General features: G+C 29.1%; 15 protein-coding genes. 5 read left to right on the top strand and 10 right to left on the bottom strand.

The annotated features are described in order from the left end of the window. Positions 1-8 precede the first annotated feature (8 nt). The 7 genes from Q0617_RS14315 to Q0617_RS14285 all read right to left on the bottom strand — a co-directional run bounded on the left by Q0617_RS14315 (position 9) and on the right by Q0617_RS14285 (position 8,817). Entirely contained in the window at positions 9-761 is a 753-nt protein-coding gene (locus Q0617_RS14315) for an urease accessory protein UreD (protein WP_298754245.1), read from the bottom strand. 11 nt (positions 762-772) lie between these two features. Beyond that, positions 773-1,468: an urea ABC transporter ATP-binding subunit UrtE gene (urtE, locus tag Q0617_RS14310; protein ID WP_298754243.1), complete on the bottom strand. Its 696-nt coding sequence runs from the start codon at positions 1,466-1,468 to the stop codon at positions 773-775. Positions 1,469-1,590: 122 nt separating this feature from the next. Next, positions 1,591-2,379, bottom strand: coding sequence for an urea ABC transporter ATP-binding protein UrtD (urtD, locus tag Q0617_RS14305; RefSeq protein WP_298754241.1), 789 nt, complete (start codon positions 2,377-2,379; stop codon positions 1,591-1,593). After that, complete coding sequence (gene urtC / locus Q0617_RS14300; protein ID WP_298754239.1) at positions 2,379-3,491, bottom strand: urea ABC transporter permease subunit UrtC; 1,113 nt, start codon at positions 3,489-3,491, stop codon at positions 2,379-2,381. The genes urtD and urtC overlap by 1 nt, the downstream gene beginning before the upstream one ends. A 3-nt stretch (positions 3,492-3,494) precedes the next feature. After that, positions 3,495-5,090, bottom strand: a complete 1,596-nt coding sequence (gene urtB / locus Q0617_RS14295) for an urea ABC transporter permease subunit UrtB (RefSeq protein ID WP_298754237.1) — start codon at positions 5,088-5,090, stop codon at positions 3,495-3,497. Between the two features lie 57 nt (positions 5,091-5,147). Further along, entirely contained in the window at positions 5,148-6,425 is a 1,278-nt protein-coding gene (gene urtA, locus Q0617_RS14290; RefSeq protein WP_298754235.1) for an urea ABC transporter substrate-binding protein, read from the bottom strand. A gap of 94 nt (positions 6,426-6,519) precedes the next feature. Continuing rightward, positions 6,520-8,817: a response regulator gene (locus Q0617_RS14285; protein WP_298754798.1), complete on the bottom strand. Its 2,298-nt coding sequence runs from the start codon at positions 8,815-8,817 to the stop codon at positions 6,520-6,522. Between the two features lie 68 nt (positions 8,818-8,885). On the opposite strand from Q0617_RS14285, the gene Q0617_RS14280 reads away from it, so the two are divergent. Both Q0617_RS14280 and Q0617_RS14275 read left to right on the top strand, forming a co-directional pair. Then, positions 8,886-9,929, top strand: coding sequence for a hybrid sensor histidine kinase/response regulator (locus Q0617_RS14280; RefSeq protein ID WP_298754234.1), 1,044 nt, complete (start codon positions 8,886-8,888; stop codon positions 9,927-9,929). A gap of 1 nt (position 9,930) precedes the next feature. Further along, complete coding sequence (locus tag Q0617_RS14275) at positions 9,931-10,599, top strand: response regulator transcription factor (protein WP_298754233.1); 669 nt, start codon at positions 9,931-9,933, stop codon at positions 10,597-10,599. Between the two features lie 20 nt (positions 10,600-10,619). On the opposite strand, the gene Q0617_RS14270 is transcribed toward Q0617_RS14275, so the two are convergent. After that, positions 10,620-10,934 (bottom strand): pyrimidine/purine nucleoside phosphorylase, encoded by a 315-nt coding sequence (locus Q0617_RS14270; RefSeq protein WP_298754230.1) that lies wholly within the window; start codon positions 10,932-10,934, stop codon positions 10,620-10,622. A gap of 108 nt (positions 10,935-11,042) precedes the next feature. Next, positions 11,043-12,554: a methyl-accepting chemotaxis protein gene (locus tag Q0617_RS14265; protein ID WP_298754228.1), complete on the bottom strand. Its 1,512-nt coding sequence runs from the start codon at positions 12,552-12,554 to the stop codon at positions 11,043-11,045. A 156-nt stretch (positions 12,555-12,710) separates the two neighbouring features. On the opposite strand from Q0617_RS14265, the gene Q0617_RS14260 reads away from it, so the two are divergent. Together Q0617_RS14260 and recO are read left to right on the top strand one after the other, a co-directional pair. Then, positions 12,711-12,968 (top strand): hypothetical protein, encoded by a 258-nt coding sequence (locus tag Q0617_RS14260; RefSeq protein WP_298754227.1) that lies wholly within the window; start codon positions 12,711-12,713, stop codon positions 12,966-12,968. Beyond that, positions 12,969-13,586: a recombination protein RecO gene (gene recO / locus Q0617_RS14255; RefSeq protein ID WP_298754225.1), complete on the top strand. Its 618-nt coding sequence runs from the start codon at positions 12,969-12,971 to the stop codon at positions 13,584-13,586. A gap of 44 nt (positions 13,587-13,630) precedes the next feature. Here recO and Q0617_RS14250 read toward each other — a convergent pair whose 3' ends face one another. Then, positions 13,631-15,910 carry a methyl-accepting chemotaxis protein gene (locus Q0617_RS14250; protein WP_298754223.1) on the bottom strand — a complete coding sequence of 760 codons (2,280 nt, stop codon included), beginning with the start codon at positions 15,908-15,910 and terminating at the stop codon, positions 13,631-13,633. Between the two features lie 142 nt (positions 15,911-16,052). Here Q0617_RS14250 and Q0617_RS14245 point away from each other — a divergent pair, with 142 nt between their 5' ends. Continuing rightward, on the top strand, positions 16,053-16,709 hold the full coding sequence (locus Q0617_RS14245; protein WP_298754221.1) for a YkgJ family cysteine cluster protein: 657 nt from the start codon (positions 16,053-16,055) through the stop codon (positions 16,707-16,709). Positions 16,710-16,783 lie beyond the last annotated feature (74 nt).

Here is a 16,783-nt window from a genome sequence, read left to right as displayed (position 1 = left end):
CAATTAATTTATTGTTTTCCTAGACTAAATTTTTCTTTATTTAAATCTTTTCTATAAATTTCCCAAATATGCATAACTTTCTTTTTCAAGTTTGACATATTATTGGAACTAATTACTCCAATTATGATTTTTTTATTATGACTAAAAGTAAAAGACTCAAAGCCATTTTGCTGTATATTTTTTATAAAATTTTCATTTTCTTTTGTTTTTATATATATCTTTGCAAAGATAAAATTCTGACTATCTTTTCTTTGCATATAATCTTTTAATTCATTGCCACATACATCAAACTTTTCTATATATTCAAGTTTTTTATCACAAATAAAACTATTTTTAATCAGCATATTTGAAAAATCAAAATCTTCAAAACTTCTTCCACGACTCAAAATATCTGTATAAAAGAATGTTGAACTATCATCATACTTCAAATTAAATAGTTGAATATATTTTGAGTCTTTGTATAAGATAAGTTCATCATTTAGAAACTCTAAATTTGAACTGTTTTCTAAAGTAATATCAATTTTTTGAATTCCATACTCTTTTTTTGATGGATAGATTTTTGTAGCTGATTCTGTTGTTAATATTAGCTTTGAGTTATTAAGTTTAAAAGATGTTCGAATTTTATCTTTGGGGAAAAGACCTTCCCCAATATTAAGAAGTTTTATATAGTTTTCTTCATTTTGAAAATAATAGTGTCTTGAGGGAAGTTCCAATTTATCTAAAGAGAACTTCTCATTTTCAAACTTAAACTTAATACTCATATTTTTCCTAGTTATACTGATAAATGTTGTTTTATTATATCATCGCTTAACTGTGAAATCTCTCCTTGGGCAACTACACTTCCCCTATCTACAACATAAAAATCATCCCCATGTCGTCTTGCAAATGGCAACTTTTGTTCCACAAGTAAAACTGTCATATCTTCTTCTTTTGTAAGATAATCAATTACTTCACCAATTTGAGCTACTATATTTGGCTGTATCCCTTCACTTGGTTCATCAAGAATCAAAAACTTTGGATCAATACATAGTGCTCTTGCGATTGCAAGTTGTTGTTGCTGTCCACCTGATAAATCTCCACCTTTTCTTTTTTGCATATCTTTTAATACTGGGAAAAGTTCATATATCTTTTCTGGAACTTTTGAGATTTTATTTCTATTTGCCAAAACTCCAATTTGTAAGTTTTCTAGGACGCTCAGTTGTGAAAATATCTCTCTTCCTTGGGGAACATAACCTATAGCAATACTTGCACGTTTGTGGTCAGCTAATTTTGAAATATCTTGCCCCTCATAGATGATTTTTCCATCTTTGATTGGAAGTAAGCCCATGATTACTTTACTAAGTGTTGTTTTACCCACACCATTTCTTCCCATAAGACAAGTACATCGTCCCTTTTTAATCTCCAAGTCCAAATCCCATAAGGTATGACTTTGTCCATAAAATTGATTTATTTTTTCTATCTTTAACATAATTTTCCCTTCAATTTCCCAAAAAATTCAAAGTATGTTGCTAGTACAAGGCAAAGATTTTGAAGTTTACTATTAGTAAATGAGAAATCTTTAACGCCGCAATAGTGACATAATTTGAATTTTTATTCTCCTAGATATACTTTTCGAACTTTCTCGTTGTTCTGTATGGCATCCATATTACCTTCTGCTAAAACTGAACCCTCATGTAACACAGTTACTTTTGAAGCAATACTTCGTATAAACTCCATATCATGTTCAACTACAACTACTGCATTCTCTTTTGATAAACTTGTCAGAATCTCTGCTGTTTTTTCCACCTCTTGTGGTGTCATTCCAGCAACTGGCTCATCTACTAATAGTAGTTTTGGCTCTTGCATGATAAGCATACCAATTTCTAACCACTGTTTTTGACCGTGTGACAAGATACCTGCGTCCATATTGTAAAGCTCTTTTAGACCAATTAGTTTCATAGTCTCTTCTATTTTATCTTTTTGTTCACTTCTAAGTTTTGAAAAAAGTGTTTTGAAAAATCTTTTGTCATCTTTCATGGCAAGTTCTAGGTTTTCAAAAACTGAATGATTTTGAAAAACTGTTGGCTTTTGAAATTTTCTTCCAATACCTATTTCTGAAATTGATGGTTCATCTAATTCAAGTAAATTAACAGCTTCACCAAAAATCACTTCCCCTTCATCAGGAGTAGTTTTTCCAGTTACTACATCCATCATAGTTGACTTTCCTGCACCATTTGCACCAATGATACATCTTAGTTCTCCATAATTGATTGAAAAACTTAGATTATTTAAGGCTTTAAACCCATCAAAACTAACACTAACACCATCAACTAATAATATTCTATCTCCAATTTTAAGATTACCAATATTTTGTTCATTTTCATGTCTTAATAGTTTCATTATTTAGCCTTTCCAAGTCTTGCGTTGATTTTACTGATAAGCCCAACTACACCTTGTGGAAGATAAAGAGTTACTAATACAAACAATCCACCTAAGGCATATAACCAAACTTCTGGAAGAGCAGATGTAAAATATGTACTTGCAAAATTTACAATGATTGCTCCAATGATTGCTCCATATAGAGTTCCCCGTCCACCTATTGCTACCCAAATAACAAGCTCAATAGAAAATAGTGGTGAAAAAACTCCTGGATTTATGATTCCCACTTGTGGAACATAAAGTGCCCCTGCTATTCCTGCAAGTATTGCTGAAACTACGAAAATAAATACTTTGTACTGTTCTACTTTATATCCTAAGAATCTCACCCGACTTTCTGCATCTCTTATAGATATAACCACACGACCAAGTCTAGAGTTTATAATAAATCTACAAATCAAATATCCTAAAACTAAAGCTAAGAAGGTAATAATCAAAAGCCCTACTCTTGTAGAATCAGCTTGTAAATCAAATCCTAAAATATCTTTAAAATCTGTCAAACCATTATTTCCACCAAAGCCCATGTCATTTCTAAAAAATGCTAACATAAGAGCATAAGTCATAGCTTGAGTTATGATTGAAAGGTAAACTCCTGTAACTCTTGACTTAAAAGCAAACCAACCAAATACAAAAGCTAGGATTGCAGGGATGAGCATAACCATAATAAATGTAAATAAAGGATTATCAAATCCATACCAAAACCATGGCAACTCTTTTAGATTCATAAATACCATAAAATCAGGTAAATCAGGATTTCCATAAACTCCTCTATCACCAATTTGTCTCATAAGGTACATGGCAAGTCCATATCCACCAAGAGCAAAAAATGCTCCATGACCAAGACTTAAAACACCTAAATATCCCCAGACTAAATCTAAAGCAAGTGCTAAAAGTGCAAAGGCTAAATACTTACCTAAAATAGTAACCGTAAAAGTTGAGATATAAAACACTGAATCACTAGGAACAAATAAGTTACAAAATGATACTACAAATACTACAATTGCAAGAGTTGAAAGTACTATTTTTCCACCCTTGTCATTTTGTAAAATTTTAAAAATTATTGATTCTTTTCTCATCTTCTAATCCTGTGCATCTCGACCTTTTTGAGGAAATAATCCTCTAGGTCTTTTTTGTATAAATAAAATAATAAATACTAAGATAATAACTTTAGCTAGTACAGCTCCTGATATTGGTTCAATAAATTTGTTAATTTCACCAAGTGTAAGTGCTGCTATTAAAGTTCCCCATAGATTTCCAACTCCACCAAATACAACCACCATAAAACTATCTACAATATATGCTTGTCCTAAGTTTGGTCCTACATTTGTAAGTTGCGATAAAGCAACACCAGCAACACCAGCTATTCCAGAACCTATACCAAAAGTTGCTGCATCAATAAAGCTTGACTTTATTCCCATAGCACGAGCAATTGGTCTGTTTTGTGAAACAGCTCTCACTTTTAATCCAAGTGAAGTCTTTTTCATAACATAAAGAATTGCTAAAAATACCATCACTGAAAATACAACTATATACAATCTGTTGTAGGTAAGAAACAAGGCACTATTAACTTCCCATGCGCCACTCATCCATGAAGGAGTTTTTACCTCTTGATTAAGGGGTGAATATATTGTTCTCACTAACTGTTGTAAAATCAGACTTACCCCAAAAGTAGCAAGTAGTGTTTCAAGTGGTCTTCCATATAGATGTCTTATAACTAATCTTTCAATTAAAATTCCCACAATTCCACTTACAACAAAAGCAGCAGGTATCGCAATAATTACAGAGTACTCTATCAAGCCTGGCATTAGTTGCTGAATTGTATATGTGGTATAAGCACCTATCATAATAAGTTCACCATGTGCCATATTAATTACTTTCATAACACCAAAGGTAATAGCAAGTCCAATAGCAGCTAAAAGTAAAACTGACCCCATACTAAGTCCAAAAAATGCTGTTTCTACAAAAGAGTAAAAACTTTTTTTAAGTTCAACTATATCAAGAGAGCTTTTTGCTATCTCTTTTAGTTTTTCATCTTTACTATTTTTGAGAACATCTTTTAAAGTTACAAGTGTCTTAGAAGATATGAAGCTTCCTAATTTATCAACTGCTTCATACTTTTCTTTATCACTTCCATACTTGGCTATTAAAATAGTATTTGCTTCATCTAGCACATCTCTTACATTAGAAGACTTTTCACTTTCTAAAGCCTCTACAATAAGCTCTTTGTCCTCTATTTTTAAATACTTTAACAAGTTCTTTGCTGAACTTAATCTTTTATCTTCATTTCTTGAAAATAGATTTATTTTCGCCAATGAAGCTTTTATAATATTTCTTAATTTATTATTGATTTTTACTTTTTTAAAATCATATTTTGAAGCTATTTCTAACTGATTATTTGTAAAAACATCAACTGTTAAATACTCTTTAGCTTTTTTCTCTTTTAAAAAGACTACTCTTTTATCACTTTTTGTATAGTATAAATCTCCACCTAAAAGTTTTTGTAATAAAACTTCTAACTTCTCATTATCTTTATAGTTTTTAGTTAAGTTTAAAATAGCTTTCTCTTTTTTAGAAAAACTGTTTGATAAGAGTTCTTGTGAGTCAGTTTGAAGATTTGAAGCAACTAACGATGTTAGAATTAATAAATTAAGCAATATTATTTTAAATATTTTCATGGTTACCTTTCATAAATTGTGAAGTATAAAATATGAGAGTTTCCTCTCATATTTTAATTATTTTGCACCTACACACATTTTTGTTTTTGTGTTATAGCTTCCGCAATTAACTGGTTTTGTCCAATCAGAGATTAAATCTTTACTTCCTGGTAGAAAGTCAGACCAAGCATCTCCAGCAACATCACCTTCAGTAGACCATACAGTTTCAAACTGACCATCTTCTTGAATCTCTCCAATAAGAACTGGTTTTGTAATATGGTGGTTTTTAAGCATAGTCGCAGTTCCACCTGTAAGGTTAGGAACAGAAAGACCAATAATCGCATCACCTACTTTATCAACATTTGTAGTACCAGCTTTTTCAACAGCTTTTACCCATAAGTTAAATCCAATATATGTAGCTTCCATTGGGTCATTTGTAACTCTTTTATCATTTTTGATATATTTTTTCCAAGAAGAAATAAATTCATCATTTAGTTCTGATTCAGCACTTTGGAAGTAGTTCCATGCAGCTAAGTGTCCAACTAGAGGTTTAGTATCAAGTCCTGAAAGTTCTTCTTCTCCAACAGAGAATGCAATAACTGGAATAGACGAAGATGAAATACCTTGGTTACCTAACTCTTTATAAAAAGGAACGTTTGCATCACCATTGATAGTTGAAACTACTGCTGTTTTTTTACCAGCTGATCCAAATTTTTTGATGTCAGATACAATTGATTGCCAATCAGAGTGACCAAATGGAGTATAGTTAATCATAATGTCAGATGCAGCAACACCTTTTGCTTTTAAATATGCTTCTAAGATTTTGTTTGTTGTTCTTGGATATACATAATCAGTACCTGCTAGTACCCATCTTTTAACACCCATATCATTCATTAAATAATCAACTGCAGGGATTGCTTGTTGGTTAGGCGCAGCACCTGTATAAAATACATTTTTACTAGACTCTTCACCCTCATATTGTACAGGGTAAAATAGTAAACCATTTAACTCTTCAACAACTGGAAGAACAGATTTTCTAGAAACTGATGTCCAACAACCAAATGTAACATCAACTTTATCTTTTGTTAAAAGACCTCTCATTTTTTCAGCAAATAAAGGCCAGTTTGATGCAGGGTCAACTACAACAGCTTCAAGTTTTTTACCTAAAACTCCACCTTTTTTATTTTGCTCATCAATCAACATTAAAACTGTATCTTTAAGTGTTGTTTCTGAAATTGCCATTGTTCCAGAAAGTGAGTGTAAAACACCAACTTTGATAGTATCAGCAGCTTGAGCTATCATACTCATAGTTACAATTGCTGATGCAGCTAAAACTTTTGTGAATCTACTTTTCATTAATTCTCCTTTAATTTTAGTCTTTATGACTACTAAGAAGAAGTATAAAATAGAAGTGTTGTTTAAGTGTTGTTTTAAAAAGAACTTTTAAAAATTACTGTATATTTTTTATACAGATTTCATTTATCTCTTTATATTTGAAGTTTTCAACTAGATTTTTGAAGTAAGTTTTTAAATCTTCATCTAAATTACTATTTGACAAAAGGTCTTTGATACTATTTGAATCCATTAGTAAAGCAAACTCATTTAAGCTTGTATAAAACTCTTTATCAAGCTTTGCTAATCTTTCAAAGATATCAATCTCATCTTTATCACTTTTCATAAATTTTAGTTTCAAGTTAAAATACTCTGAAAGAACTATCAATAACTCTTTTTCATTAATAGGTTTTGCTAAAAAATTATCTGCTCCACTTCTAAGAGCTGTTTGTTTATCTTCATTAAATACATTTGCTGAGACTGCTACTATTAGTATATCTTTGTTTGTTTCTCTTATTATTTTTATAGTTTCTAGCCCATCAATACCACTCATTTTTATATCCATAAATATAAGATTTAAATTCATTTTTTCAAATATTTCAATTGCCTCATAACCGCTACTTGCTTGAAATACTTCAAAACCATAAGAGCTTAATATTTGGGTCATTAAATTCCTATTTACTTCTATATCATCAACTACTAGTATAGATTTTTTTTCTGATATTTTTTCTATACCTATGATATCTCTTACATTTGTTTGAACTAAAATTTCACTTTTTTGTGCACTTTTATAATCAACACTAAAATAGAACTCTGTTCCTATATCTACTTTACTTTTTACATAAATAGAACCATTCATCAAGTTTATTAACTCTTTTGTAATAGAGAGTCCTAATCCTGTTCCATTTTTATTATAATCATCATGTTTTATCTGCTCAAATGGCCTAAATATCTTTTTTAAATCTTTATTTTCTATTCCTATACCACTATCTTTTATCTCAAAAAATAGCTTATGGCTTTTTTCATATAAATATAAAGAGATTTCTCCTTTATTTGTAAACTTTAAACTATTACTTAAAAGATTTATCAGTATCTGTCTTAGTCTCAAATCATCCATTTTGACTATTTGGGGTAAATTATCATCTAGTATAATTTTAAACTCTAATCCCTTTTCTTTACATCTAAAAGCAAAAATTGAGTTAATATCTTCTATAAGCTCTTTTAGATTAAAGACCTTTGGCATAATCTCTATTTTTCCAGCCTCTATTTTTGATAACTCTAAAATCTCATTTATGATGTTTAAAAGGTGTTCTCCACTTCTTTTTATGATATTTAGATTGTTTTTTTCTTCTTGGTTTGCATTCATGGATTTTTTTAGAATATTTGAAAATCCAAGTATGGCATTAAGCGGAGTTCTCAGTTCATGACTCATACGAGCTAAGAATATTGATTTTGCTCTATTTGCACTTTTTGCATCTTCCATCGCAAGTTTTAGTTGATGTTCACTTTTGATTAGTTTTTCTGTATTATCTTTAAAAATAGAGACGGCACCAATCATATCTCCAACTTCATCTTCGTACTTATTTTTTTCTAGTTCTACACTCATATCGTTTGACGATAGTCTAAGCATAGCAACTCTTAATAAATCTATTGGATATACAATTCTAAACAATATGATAAAAAATGACATCAAGAAAAATATTACAGAAAAAAGAACTATCACATTTACATAAAATTCTTGTTCTTTTACCATCTTTCTTGCTTCATTTACCTTCTCTTGTGTTCTACTTTCAAAGGCTTTGTAAAAGTTGTCAAGGGGTTCCATAATTCTTATTTTAGCTTTATGATAATCAGGGGAATGCATAAGTTCTCTCGCTAATTTAAAATCAGGTTTACCCTTTATGGTAAATTCTCCCTTGTCATCTTGAAATATTCCTTTTACTGCATTCATAGCTTTATGTTCTAATTTTGTCAAATCATCTGATTCATTTTGTGAAGCAAAAAGCAAATTTAACTCTGACTCTGGGAAATTTGCTCTTTTCATGAGCTCTCTTAAGGGTACTTTTTCTCCATCTAAGATAGGGGTAGTATTATCTAAAGTATAAAAATCCCAAAAGATTCCATTATATCTTTTAGGTCTATTTGCTGTTCCATTTCTAATGTCAAGTACTCTTTTATATTGCTCTTCAAAGCGTTGGTTGCCTGTGATAACATAAGTTCTTGCCATTCTTGTCAAGTCATCGCTACTTTGTCTTAATTCATGGGCAAGAATAAGTGACTTGTACTGCATTTGATAAGCATCTTCTAGCTTTATAGTAGAGTTTTGATATTTATTAATAACTACTGCCACACTAATAAATGAAATAGTATTTAAAATAAAAAGTAACATAAAGAGTTTTTTTAGATTCAAAGGCACCCTCATTTTGATTTTATATCTTTTATCCTATAATCTTAGCAACAAAGTAATATAAAACGAGCTAAATAATGCATAAAAAATATACAATATTAATCATTGATGATAAAAGTGAAAACCTTCACTATTTAAATAATATACTAAAAAGTTATGATTATAATATAAGAGCTACTACAGATCCTAGCTTTGCTTTAACATCGTCACAAAGCTATCCTCCTGATTTAATCTTACTTGATATTAAAATGCCAAATATTGATGGCTTTGAAGTTTGTAAACTATTTAAAAAAGATGAAAAACTTAAAAGTATACCTATAATCTTTATAAGTGCAATAGATGATGTGGAAATAAAGGTAAAAGCCTTTGAGCAAGGGGGAGTTGACTATATAACGAAGCCTTTTAAAAAAGAAGAAGTAATAGCAAGAATAAAAACTCAGCTAAAAATATTTCAGAACAATCAAATGATTTTAAATCTTGTAGAACAACAAGACTTTTTTCTTAAAAAAATAATCCATGAGATGAATACACCACTAAGTGTTATATCACTAAATGTAGATAATTTAGAGAGAGAATTAGGACCTAAAGAGCAATTTGAAGCTATAAAAGCATCTTCAAAATCTCTCTCATCAATATATAACGACCTATACTATTTAACAAAAAAAGAGAATATCCAAAAACATATAAAAGCCATAAACCTTGTAAACTTTTTATCTTCTAGAATAATATTTTTTGATGAGATTGCAAAAACAAAAAATATAATTATAGATTTAGAGATAGATTCAGAATTTGAAGTTTTGATGGATGAGTATGAGTTAGAAAGAGTTGTTGATAACACAATTTCAAATGCTATAAAATACTCTTTTGAAAATACTACTTTAACAATCTCATTAAGAGAGTACTTTTTAGAAATAATTAATGAAGGAATTAAGATAGAAGATACCTCTTTAGTTTTTGAAAAATACTATCAAGAAAAAGTAAAAAACATAGGTCTTGGTCTTGGATTAAATATTGTAAAATCTATCTGTGATAGCTATAAAATAGAAGTAGAAATAGAGTCAAATGAATATACAACATTTAGATATATATTCCCAAAAAATCTAATAAATAAAGAGTCATAAAATGAAAATATTTTTACTTGAAGATGATTTTTCACTAAATAAAATCATAAGACTCTCTTTAGAAAATAGAGGTTTTTTTGTGGAAAACTGTAGTGATGGATATGAAGCTGCCACACGAATAATAAACAACAAGTATGATCTTTATATCTTAGACCTAAATGTTCCTGGATTTAATGGACATGAAATACTAAAAACCATACGAAAAGATAATACTAACACCCCAGTTATCATGATAAGTGCTGAAATAGATATAGAAAATATCAAAAACTCTTTTGAGTTTGGTTGTAACGATTATATAAAAAAGCCCTTTGATTTTGAAGAACTATTTTTAAGAATAAAATATCATCTAAACCACATAACTCAAAGCAGTGATGTAAATCTTAGTATTGATTTAGGATATGAGTACAGTTTTGATTTGATTAATCAAACTTTATATAAACATGGTCATGAAATAGAACTAACTATAAAAGAGAAACTTCTATTATCACTTTTAGTTAAAAACATAAATAAAACAGTAACTTTAGATATGATTCATGAATATGTCTGGGATAGTAAAGAGATGGAATCAGTTAGTATGAGAACAATAGTTCATAAACTTAGAACAAAACTAAAAAATGGAATGGTTTTAAATCTAAGAGGTGTAGGGTATAAGCTTTTACAGATAAGTTAAGATAGAAACTAAGTTCTATCTTAATGTTTTATAAATGAACAGCAGTAATCAACTAGTGAAACTACTTTTAATTTAAATCTAGAGTTTGCAGGAACTGAAAAACTTTGAGGAGAAACAATTTTTTTCCAGTCTTGTGCTGGTAATAATACTTCTAATTCCCCTGATTGTATATCAAGAATTTCTTCGTGAATAGTAGTAAATTCGTACTCTCCAGGTAACATAACACCTAAAGTCTTTTTTGTTCCATCTTCAAACTCAATTGCTCTACTTGTAACATGACCTTCATATAAAATATTTGCTTTTTTAGCTATTTTTACATTTTCAAACACAGCCATCAAAATTTTCCTTTATTGTAATCTATGCAGAATCATACCATAAGAATAATTATGAAACAAACAAGTAATATTGTTTATTCCAATTATTCTATAAGTAGTAACTATTGTTTACTTATTATTTTCTCTTTTTGTTTTTTGGATTGTCCAAAATACATCTGAAATCGCTTTATCTATCTCTAATGAGGTACTTAACATATCTTTAACATCTCCATTTGCATTATCTTCAATAACTCTTTGTACTCCATTATGTACTTGATAATGAACCTCTTTTAGATGTGCCCAGTTTTCTGTTTTTGTGTACTCTTTATCTGTATTTTCTTGTTCAAGTATCCATTTTCCTAGGTTACACTCTTTTTCTGATTTAACTTTCCAAATTGTTTTTGAATCTAGTTGTTTATAGTTTGTATCTTTAAAATTGATATGGTCAAGTTTTAATCTATTTAATGTAAACATTAACTCTATATCTTTAACTTGTTCCCTTGCCTTTTTTATATAAGTAGTTTTATTAACCACATTAACTAAGTTCTGAGAAAGTGTCTCAATATGTTGACTTTGTGAACTAATTTGAGCTGCTGATGCTGCATTTTGCTGTGTTGTTTGGTCTAATTCATTTATTGAATCATTAATTTGTTCTATTGCTTGCTGCTGTTCTTTACTAGCAGCTGAAACTTCTTGAATAATACTAAGTTGGCTAGAGATATTTTCATTTAATACACTATAACCATCTATCATACTCTGTGCAGTCTGTTTTCCTTCAGAAGCTCTCTCTTTTGCTTTATGAACTATTGAGGTAATCTCTTTTGCAGCATCTGCACTTCGTGTTGCTAAGTTACGAACTTCTGCAGCAACTACAGCAAAGCCTTTTCCAGCTTCTCCAGCTGTTGCTGCTTCAACAGCCGCATTAAGAGATAAAATATTTGTTTGAAAAGCAATCTGGTCAATCATTGACGTTGCATCTTCTATTAAACTAACTTCATTATTTATATTATCCATTGACGTAAATGTATTATTTGCAAGATCTTGACCTTTTTTAACTGATTGATTAACTGTTTGAGAAAGTTTTTCCATCTTTGCAGTATTTTCACTTGTACTTATGACCGTACTTGTAACTTCTTCTAGAGCAGCTGCTGTCTCTTCTAAACTTGCAGCTTGTTGATTTGATGCAGTTGCCAATGAATTTGAAGCATTTGATAACTCTACCATTTCATTATGTAACTCCTCAGAAGTCATATCCAATAGGGCTAAAAGTTCAGAAATACTACTTCCTAATGCTCTAATACCAAGAATAACAGAACCCATTTTCCCACTTAAATCATTTGTATCTACATTATGTTCAAAATTTGCATTTCCATATTCAATCAGTGTTTGAATACCTCTATCTGCCAAATTTGCATTGTTTACAAGTGCATTATTTAAATTATCTTTTATTTGATTTAAATGATTATTCTTACTATCTCCTTTAACAAAAATCCCATAAAATCCTTTTTCAAATTTTAATAAAACTTCACTAATCTCTTCAAGTAAAACATCCTCACTTCTATTTTGAGCTTCTAGTTCTTCAACCCTAGCTTTTAATTTAGCTATCTCTTTATCTTTTTCTTTACTATTACCAAAAAACATCATGTTCCTTCATTTCTAAAAATATATAATTAGTGTATATAATATACCATAAAATCATCTAAAATACCACTAAATAGCAAAAACTTATCATTTGAATTTTCAGGTAAAAGTATTATAATTTTTGTTATAATTTTTTAAATTTAAATAGGGAAAGATATGACTACACAAGAAAAACTTTTAAATCTAGTACACAATGAAGTAATACCTGATGTTGAAGATTATTTAGATGAACTTTTTGAACTAGTTGCTTCTAAAAAAAGCGATGATGAGACAAAAGAAGAGATAAAATATATGCAAGAGATGAGAAAAGAGTTTCAAGATCTTATTGATGATATAGAAGCTGGTGAGATTGATGAAGAAGAAGCTCAAGAGATAATTGATGAAATTATAGATATGAAGAGTCTAAAAGAGTAGATGCAAGGTTATATTATTGATATAAAGTCTGTTAGAGATGATGATTTAATTGTTACAATTTTAACAGATGAAAATATCTATACTACCTATAGATTTTATGGAGGAAGGCACTCCAATGTAAATGTGGGCTATAAAATTGACTTTGAATTAGAATCAAATCATAAAAGTACAATGCCTAGACTTAAAGATGTTATTCAAATAGGTTTTAATTGGATTTTTGAAAAAGAGAAACTCTACTGTTGGCAAAGATTTTTAAAGCTTTTTTATCCTCACTTAAAAGATGTAGAAACAATAGATGGCTTTTATTTTAACTTACTTGAAGAACTAGCCCATAAACTTATAAAACAAAATGCCAAAAGAGCTATTTGTGAAATTTATATAAAACTACTAGAAGAAGAAGGAAGACTTCATAGTGAATATGTTTGTCTGCTTTGCGAGAAAAAAATAGAAAATGAAATCTCACTTGTAAGAAGTTTTCATCCAGTTCATCCAAACTGTACCTACTCAAAAAAGTTTGAATTTCATAAAATAGATGAACTATTTAAAGAGAAATCTCTTATTTATTTAGATGATGAAGAAGTGGAATATATTTGGCAGATTCTACTTCAAGGAATATAAAAATAGATGAATAAAGAGACTTTTGTCTCTGTATTCAATACTAATTAAAAACTTTCCCATTCGTCATCTTTATTCTGTTTTGGAGTGATAACTTGAACCTTTGTTTTTTCTTTTTTAAGGGCAGGTTCTTTTTTTGATATTTCTTTTACTGTTGTTGTTTTATTATCTTTAGTTTTAGTAGCTGTTAACTTTTTTGTAGATTCTTCAATTTCAGAATGTTTTCTTAACTTAGCATTTTCTTTGCCTTCAAACTCTTTACTTTGAGCATCACTTATAATCTCTTTTGCTAAAGAATCTGTTTCTATTGCAATCGAATTTGTTTTTGCAGCAATAGAAGCATTTTGTTGTGTTTGTTGGTCAAGCTGATTTACGGCATCATTAATTTGTTTAATACCTGTTTCTTGTTCTTTACTAGATACTGAAATTTCATCAATTTTTTTAGTAGATTTTTCGATATTTATTAATAAAGAGTTGTAACCCTCAATCATATCTGCACTAATTTTTTTACCTTCATTTGTTTTTGTTGTTGCATTTCCTACTAACTCTTTTATCTCTTTTGCAGCCTCTGCACTTCTTGAAGCTAGATTTCTAACTTCTTGTGCAACAACAGCAAAGCCTTTTCCTGCTTCACCTGCAGTAGCTGCTTCAACAGCAGCATTAAGAGAAAGAATATTTGTTTGAAAAGCTATTTGATCAATGATTATAATAGCTTCATTTATCATAGTTACTTGATTTGTAATTTCTTCCATTGCCTTTGTTGTATTTGAAGCTTGGGTTTGACCTTGTTTTGCAGAGTCACTTAACTCATTTGCATATTTATTCATTTCTGCAATATTTTGAGAGTTATTTATGATTGTACTAGTTATCTCTTCCAAAGCAGCGGCTGTTTCTTCTAATGATGCAGCGGCTGTATTTGAAGAGTTGTTTAATGTCTCAACATTTGATATTAAAACATTAGAGGAATCTCCTAAAGTTAATCCAATTTCAAGAGATTTTTTAAGAAGTTCAGAAATACTACCTCCCAAGTTATTTACACCAGTTGCAAGTTTCTCTAAATGTGCTTTTTTATTACCTAATGAAATCTTTGTTCTATAATTTGAATTTGAGTAGTCACTCATTACTTTAAGGATATCATCAATATTTTTCTCTAAATTGATACTCATATTGTTCATTATTAATGTAAGTTCATTTAAGGAAGGGTTTGAAGATTTTTCATTAATTTTTGGTGTAAAATCACCCTCTTCATAACTTTTTAAAATTTTAATTGAACTATTTATTAGACTTCTATCTTCTTCAACCTCTTTTTCAATTAATTTAATCTGCTCATTTACAACTTCAGCCATTTCACCAAGTTCATCTTTAGTATCAACTTTTAATGGAATAACTGATTCATTTTCTCTACTTAAGTATTTAAAGAAATTAAATAAACCTTCTCTAAATGTCTCAATATTTTTTATGATTGATTTGATTGTTAGAATAGACAAAAATGTGATTATAAATACAAAGATTCCACCAATAATAACTATGAGTTTTTCTAGTGCAATTATTCTTGCATGTACTTCTTTTTCAGTATATTCAACTAATTTTTTTTGTATTGTTTCTGTTTGGTGAACTGTTTCTCTCATTTCACCTTGAAGTCCCTGTTTACTATTTAAACCAATTAATTCTTCTGCTTTAACTAGCGATAAAAAGTCATTTTTATAATTATTTATATCACTGCTAATATTAGCTGTTACAAAATCTTTTGTAAGTAACATGTCAATTTTATCTTTAAATTTATCCACATATTTTAAATCACGTCTAAGCATAAAATCTTTTTCTTGTTTTCGTAGGTCATAAACTATTGAAAGAAGTTCATAGTTTTCTGTTTTTTTTGCATTCTCTTGGACATTCTGAACACTTGATCGTAAACTTCCATACAATCCTAGTTTTTCATTTAGTCCAATTTCTATTTGAGCTTTTGCAAAACTTTCAAATTTCAATTGATAATCAACTATCACTTTATCAAAACTATTTATATGTTTTGTATCAAAATCATCTAATATAAAAGCAGCTTGTAAATTTTTGATATTTGAACGTATTTCTTCTATGTTCTTATTAAATTCATCCACATATTTTATATCTTTACGAAGAATAAAATCTTTTTCATTTCTTCTTAACATAAGCATATCTGATTTTAAAACTTCTATCATTAGTTTGTTTTCATCTAAGGTCTCAATTTTTAAAGATGAAAAATAAAAAAATATTATCAATGAAATCAACCCTGCAACACTTATCAAAGTAGAAATAATAAGCTTCATTTTAATAGTTATATTTTTAAACATTTTACACTCCCGGTGTTTTCTTAAGATTATTTTATAATAATAATGCTTATAATTAATCAAAAAAAAAATTATTAATTTCTTTACTAAAGAAAGAACAAATACTTAAATCTTAAAATATAACTAATAAATAAAAGGTAATCACATGTCTTTCAAAACGCAAGTAGAAAAAGTCGCCCAACAAATGCAACAAGTTGGTATAGAGTATGACAAATTATTTGATAACTTTGGCATTAAACTTTATGAAAAACTATCTATGAAAAAGGGTAGTTGTGAGCAAGTAGATATTGTACATAAAGAACTAGATGAAATCCTTGATGCCTTTAGCTTATATTTTCCAAGTAAATCAGTTATTGCTTGTCAGGCGAAGTGTTCTTCTTGTTGTTCTTTTCCTATACATTGTCCACCTCAAACTATTGAGCATATTGCAAAACATATTGAAACAAACTATTCAAAAGAAGAAATTAAAAACCTTATAGTAGCATTTCATAAAAATATAAAAGAAAGAAAAGCTCCGTATTTTAGAGCCACTTGCCCTTTTTTAGGTGAAGATAAATGCTGTAAAATTTATGAACAAAGGCCATTAGTATGCAGATGGTTTACTTCACCAGATGCCTCACTTTGTGAACGTTCTATTCAAAGTGGAGAGACTATTCCCCAACAGCAAACCCAACATCGAATCTATCAGTTAGCAAATACAGCACTTGTTTTAACATCAAAAAATAAAGAAAATGATAATGCACAAGTGGAGTTTATTCCTGCTATTTTACAAAGATTAGAAGAAGAAAAGTGTGAAGAATAAAATAATTTAGTACTTAAAACTATATCAAAAAAGAAGAGAGGTTTATATATTTCTTTACTTATCAAAAATAGAGA

It is taken from the genome of uncultured Arcobacter sp. (assembly GCF_937982575.1).
GTDB lineage: Bacteria > Campylobacterota > Campylobacteria > Campylobacterales > Arcobacteraceae > Arcobacter.
This window is presented reverse-complemented; position numbering and strand designations above follow the sequence as displayed.

Coding starts and splice junctions, on each gene's coding strand:
- urtD (WP_298754241.1), bottom strand. CDS start 2,379: ATGAAACTATTAAGACATGAAAATGAACAAAATATTGGTAATCTTAAA.
- recO (WP_298754225.1), top strand. CDS start 12,969: ATGCAAGGTTATATTATTGATATAAAGTCTGTTAGAGATGATGATTTA.
- Q0617_RS14250 (WP_298754223.1), bottom strand. CDS start 15,910: ATGTTTAAAAATATAACTATTAAAATGAAGCTTATTATTTCTACTTTG.
- urtE (WP_298754243.1), bottom strand. CDS start 1,468: ATGTTAAAGATAGAAAAAATAAATCAATTTTATGGACAAAGTCATACC.
- Q0617_RS14270 (WP_298754230.1), bottom strand. CDS start 10,934: ATGGCTGTGTTTGAAAATGTAAAAATAGCTAAAAAAGCAAATATTTTA.
- urtC (WP_298754239.1), bottom strand. CDS start 3,491: ATGAGAAAAGAATCAATAATTTTTAAAATTTTACAAAATGACAAGGGT.
- urtB (WP_298754237.1), bottom strand. CDS start 5,090: ATGAAAATATTTAAAATAATATTGCTTAATTTATTAATTCTAACATCG.
- Q0617_RS14260 (WP_298754227.1), top strand. CDS start 12,711: ATGACTACACAAGAAAAACTTTTAAATCTAGTACACAATGAAGTAATA.
- Q0617_RS14275 (WP_298754233.1), top strand. CDS start 9,931: ATGAAAATATTTTTACTTGAAGATGATTTTTCACTAAATAAAATCATA.
- Q0617_RS14265 (WP_298754228.1), bottom strand. CDS start 12,554: ATGTTTTTTGGTAATAGTAAAGAAAAAGATAAAGAGATAGCTAAATTA.
- urtA (WP_298754235.1), bottom strand. CDS start 6,425: ATGAAAAGTAGATTCACAAAAGTTTTAGCTGCATCAGCAATTGTAACT.
- Q0617_RS14280 (WP_298754234.1), top strand. CDS start 8,886: ATGCATAAAAAATATACAATATTAATCATTGATGATAAAAGTGAAAAC.
- Q0617_RS14315 (WP_298754245.1), bottom strand. CDS start 761: ATGAGTATTAAGTTTAAGTTTGAAAATGAGAAGTTCTCTTTAGATAAA.
- Q0617_RS14245 (WP_298754221.1), top strand. CDS start 16,053: ATGTCTTTCAAAACGCAAGTAGAAAAAGTCGCCCAACAAATGCAACAA.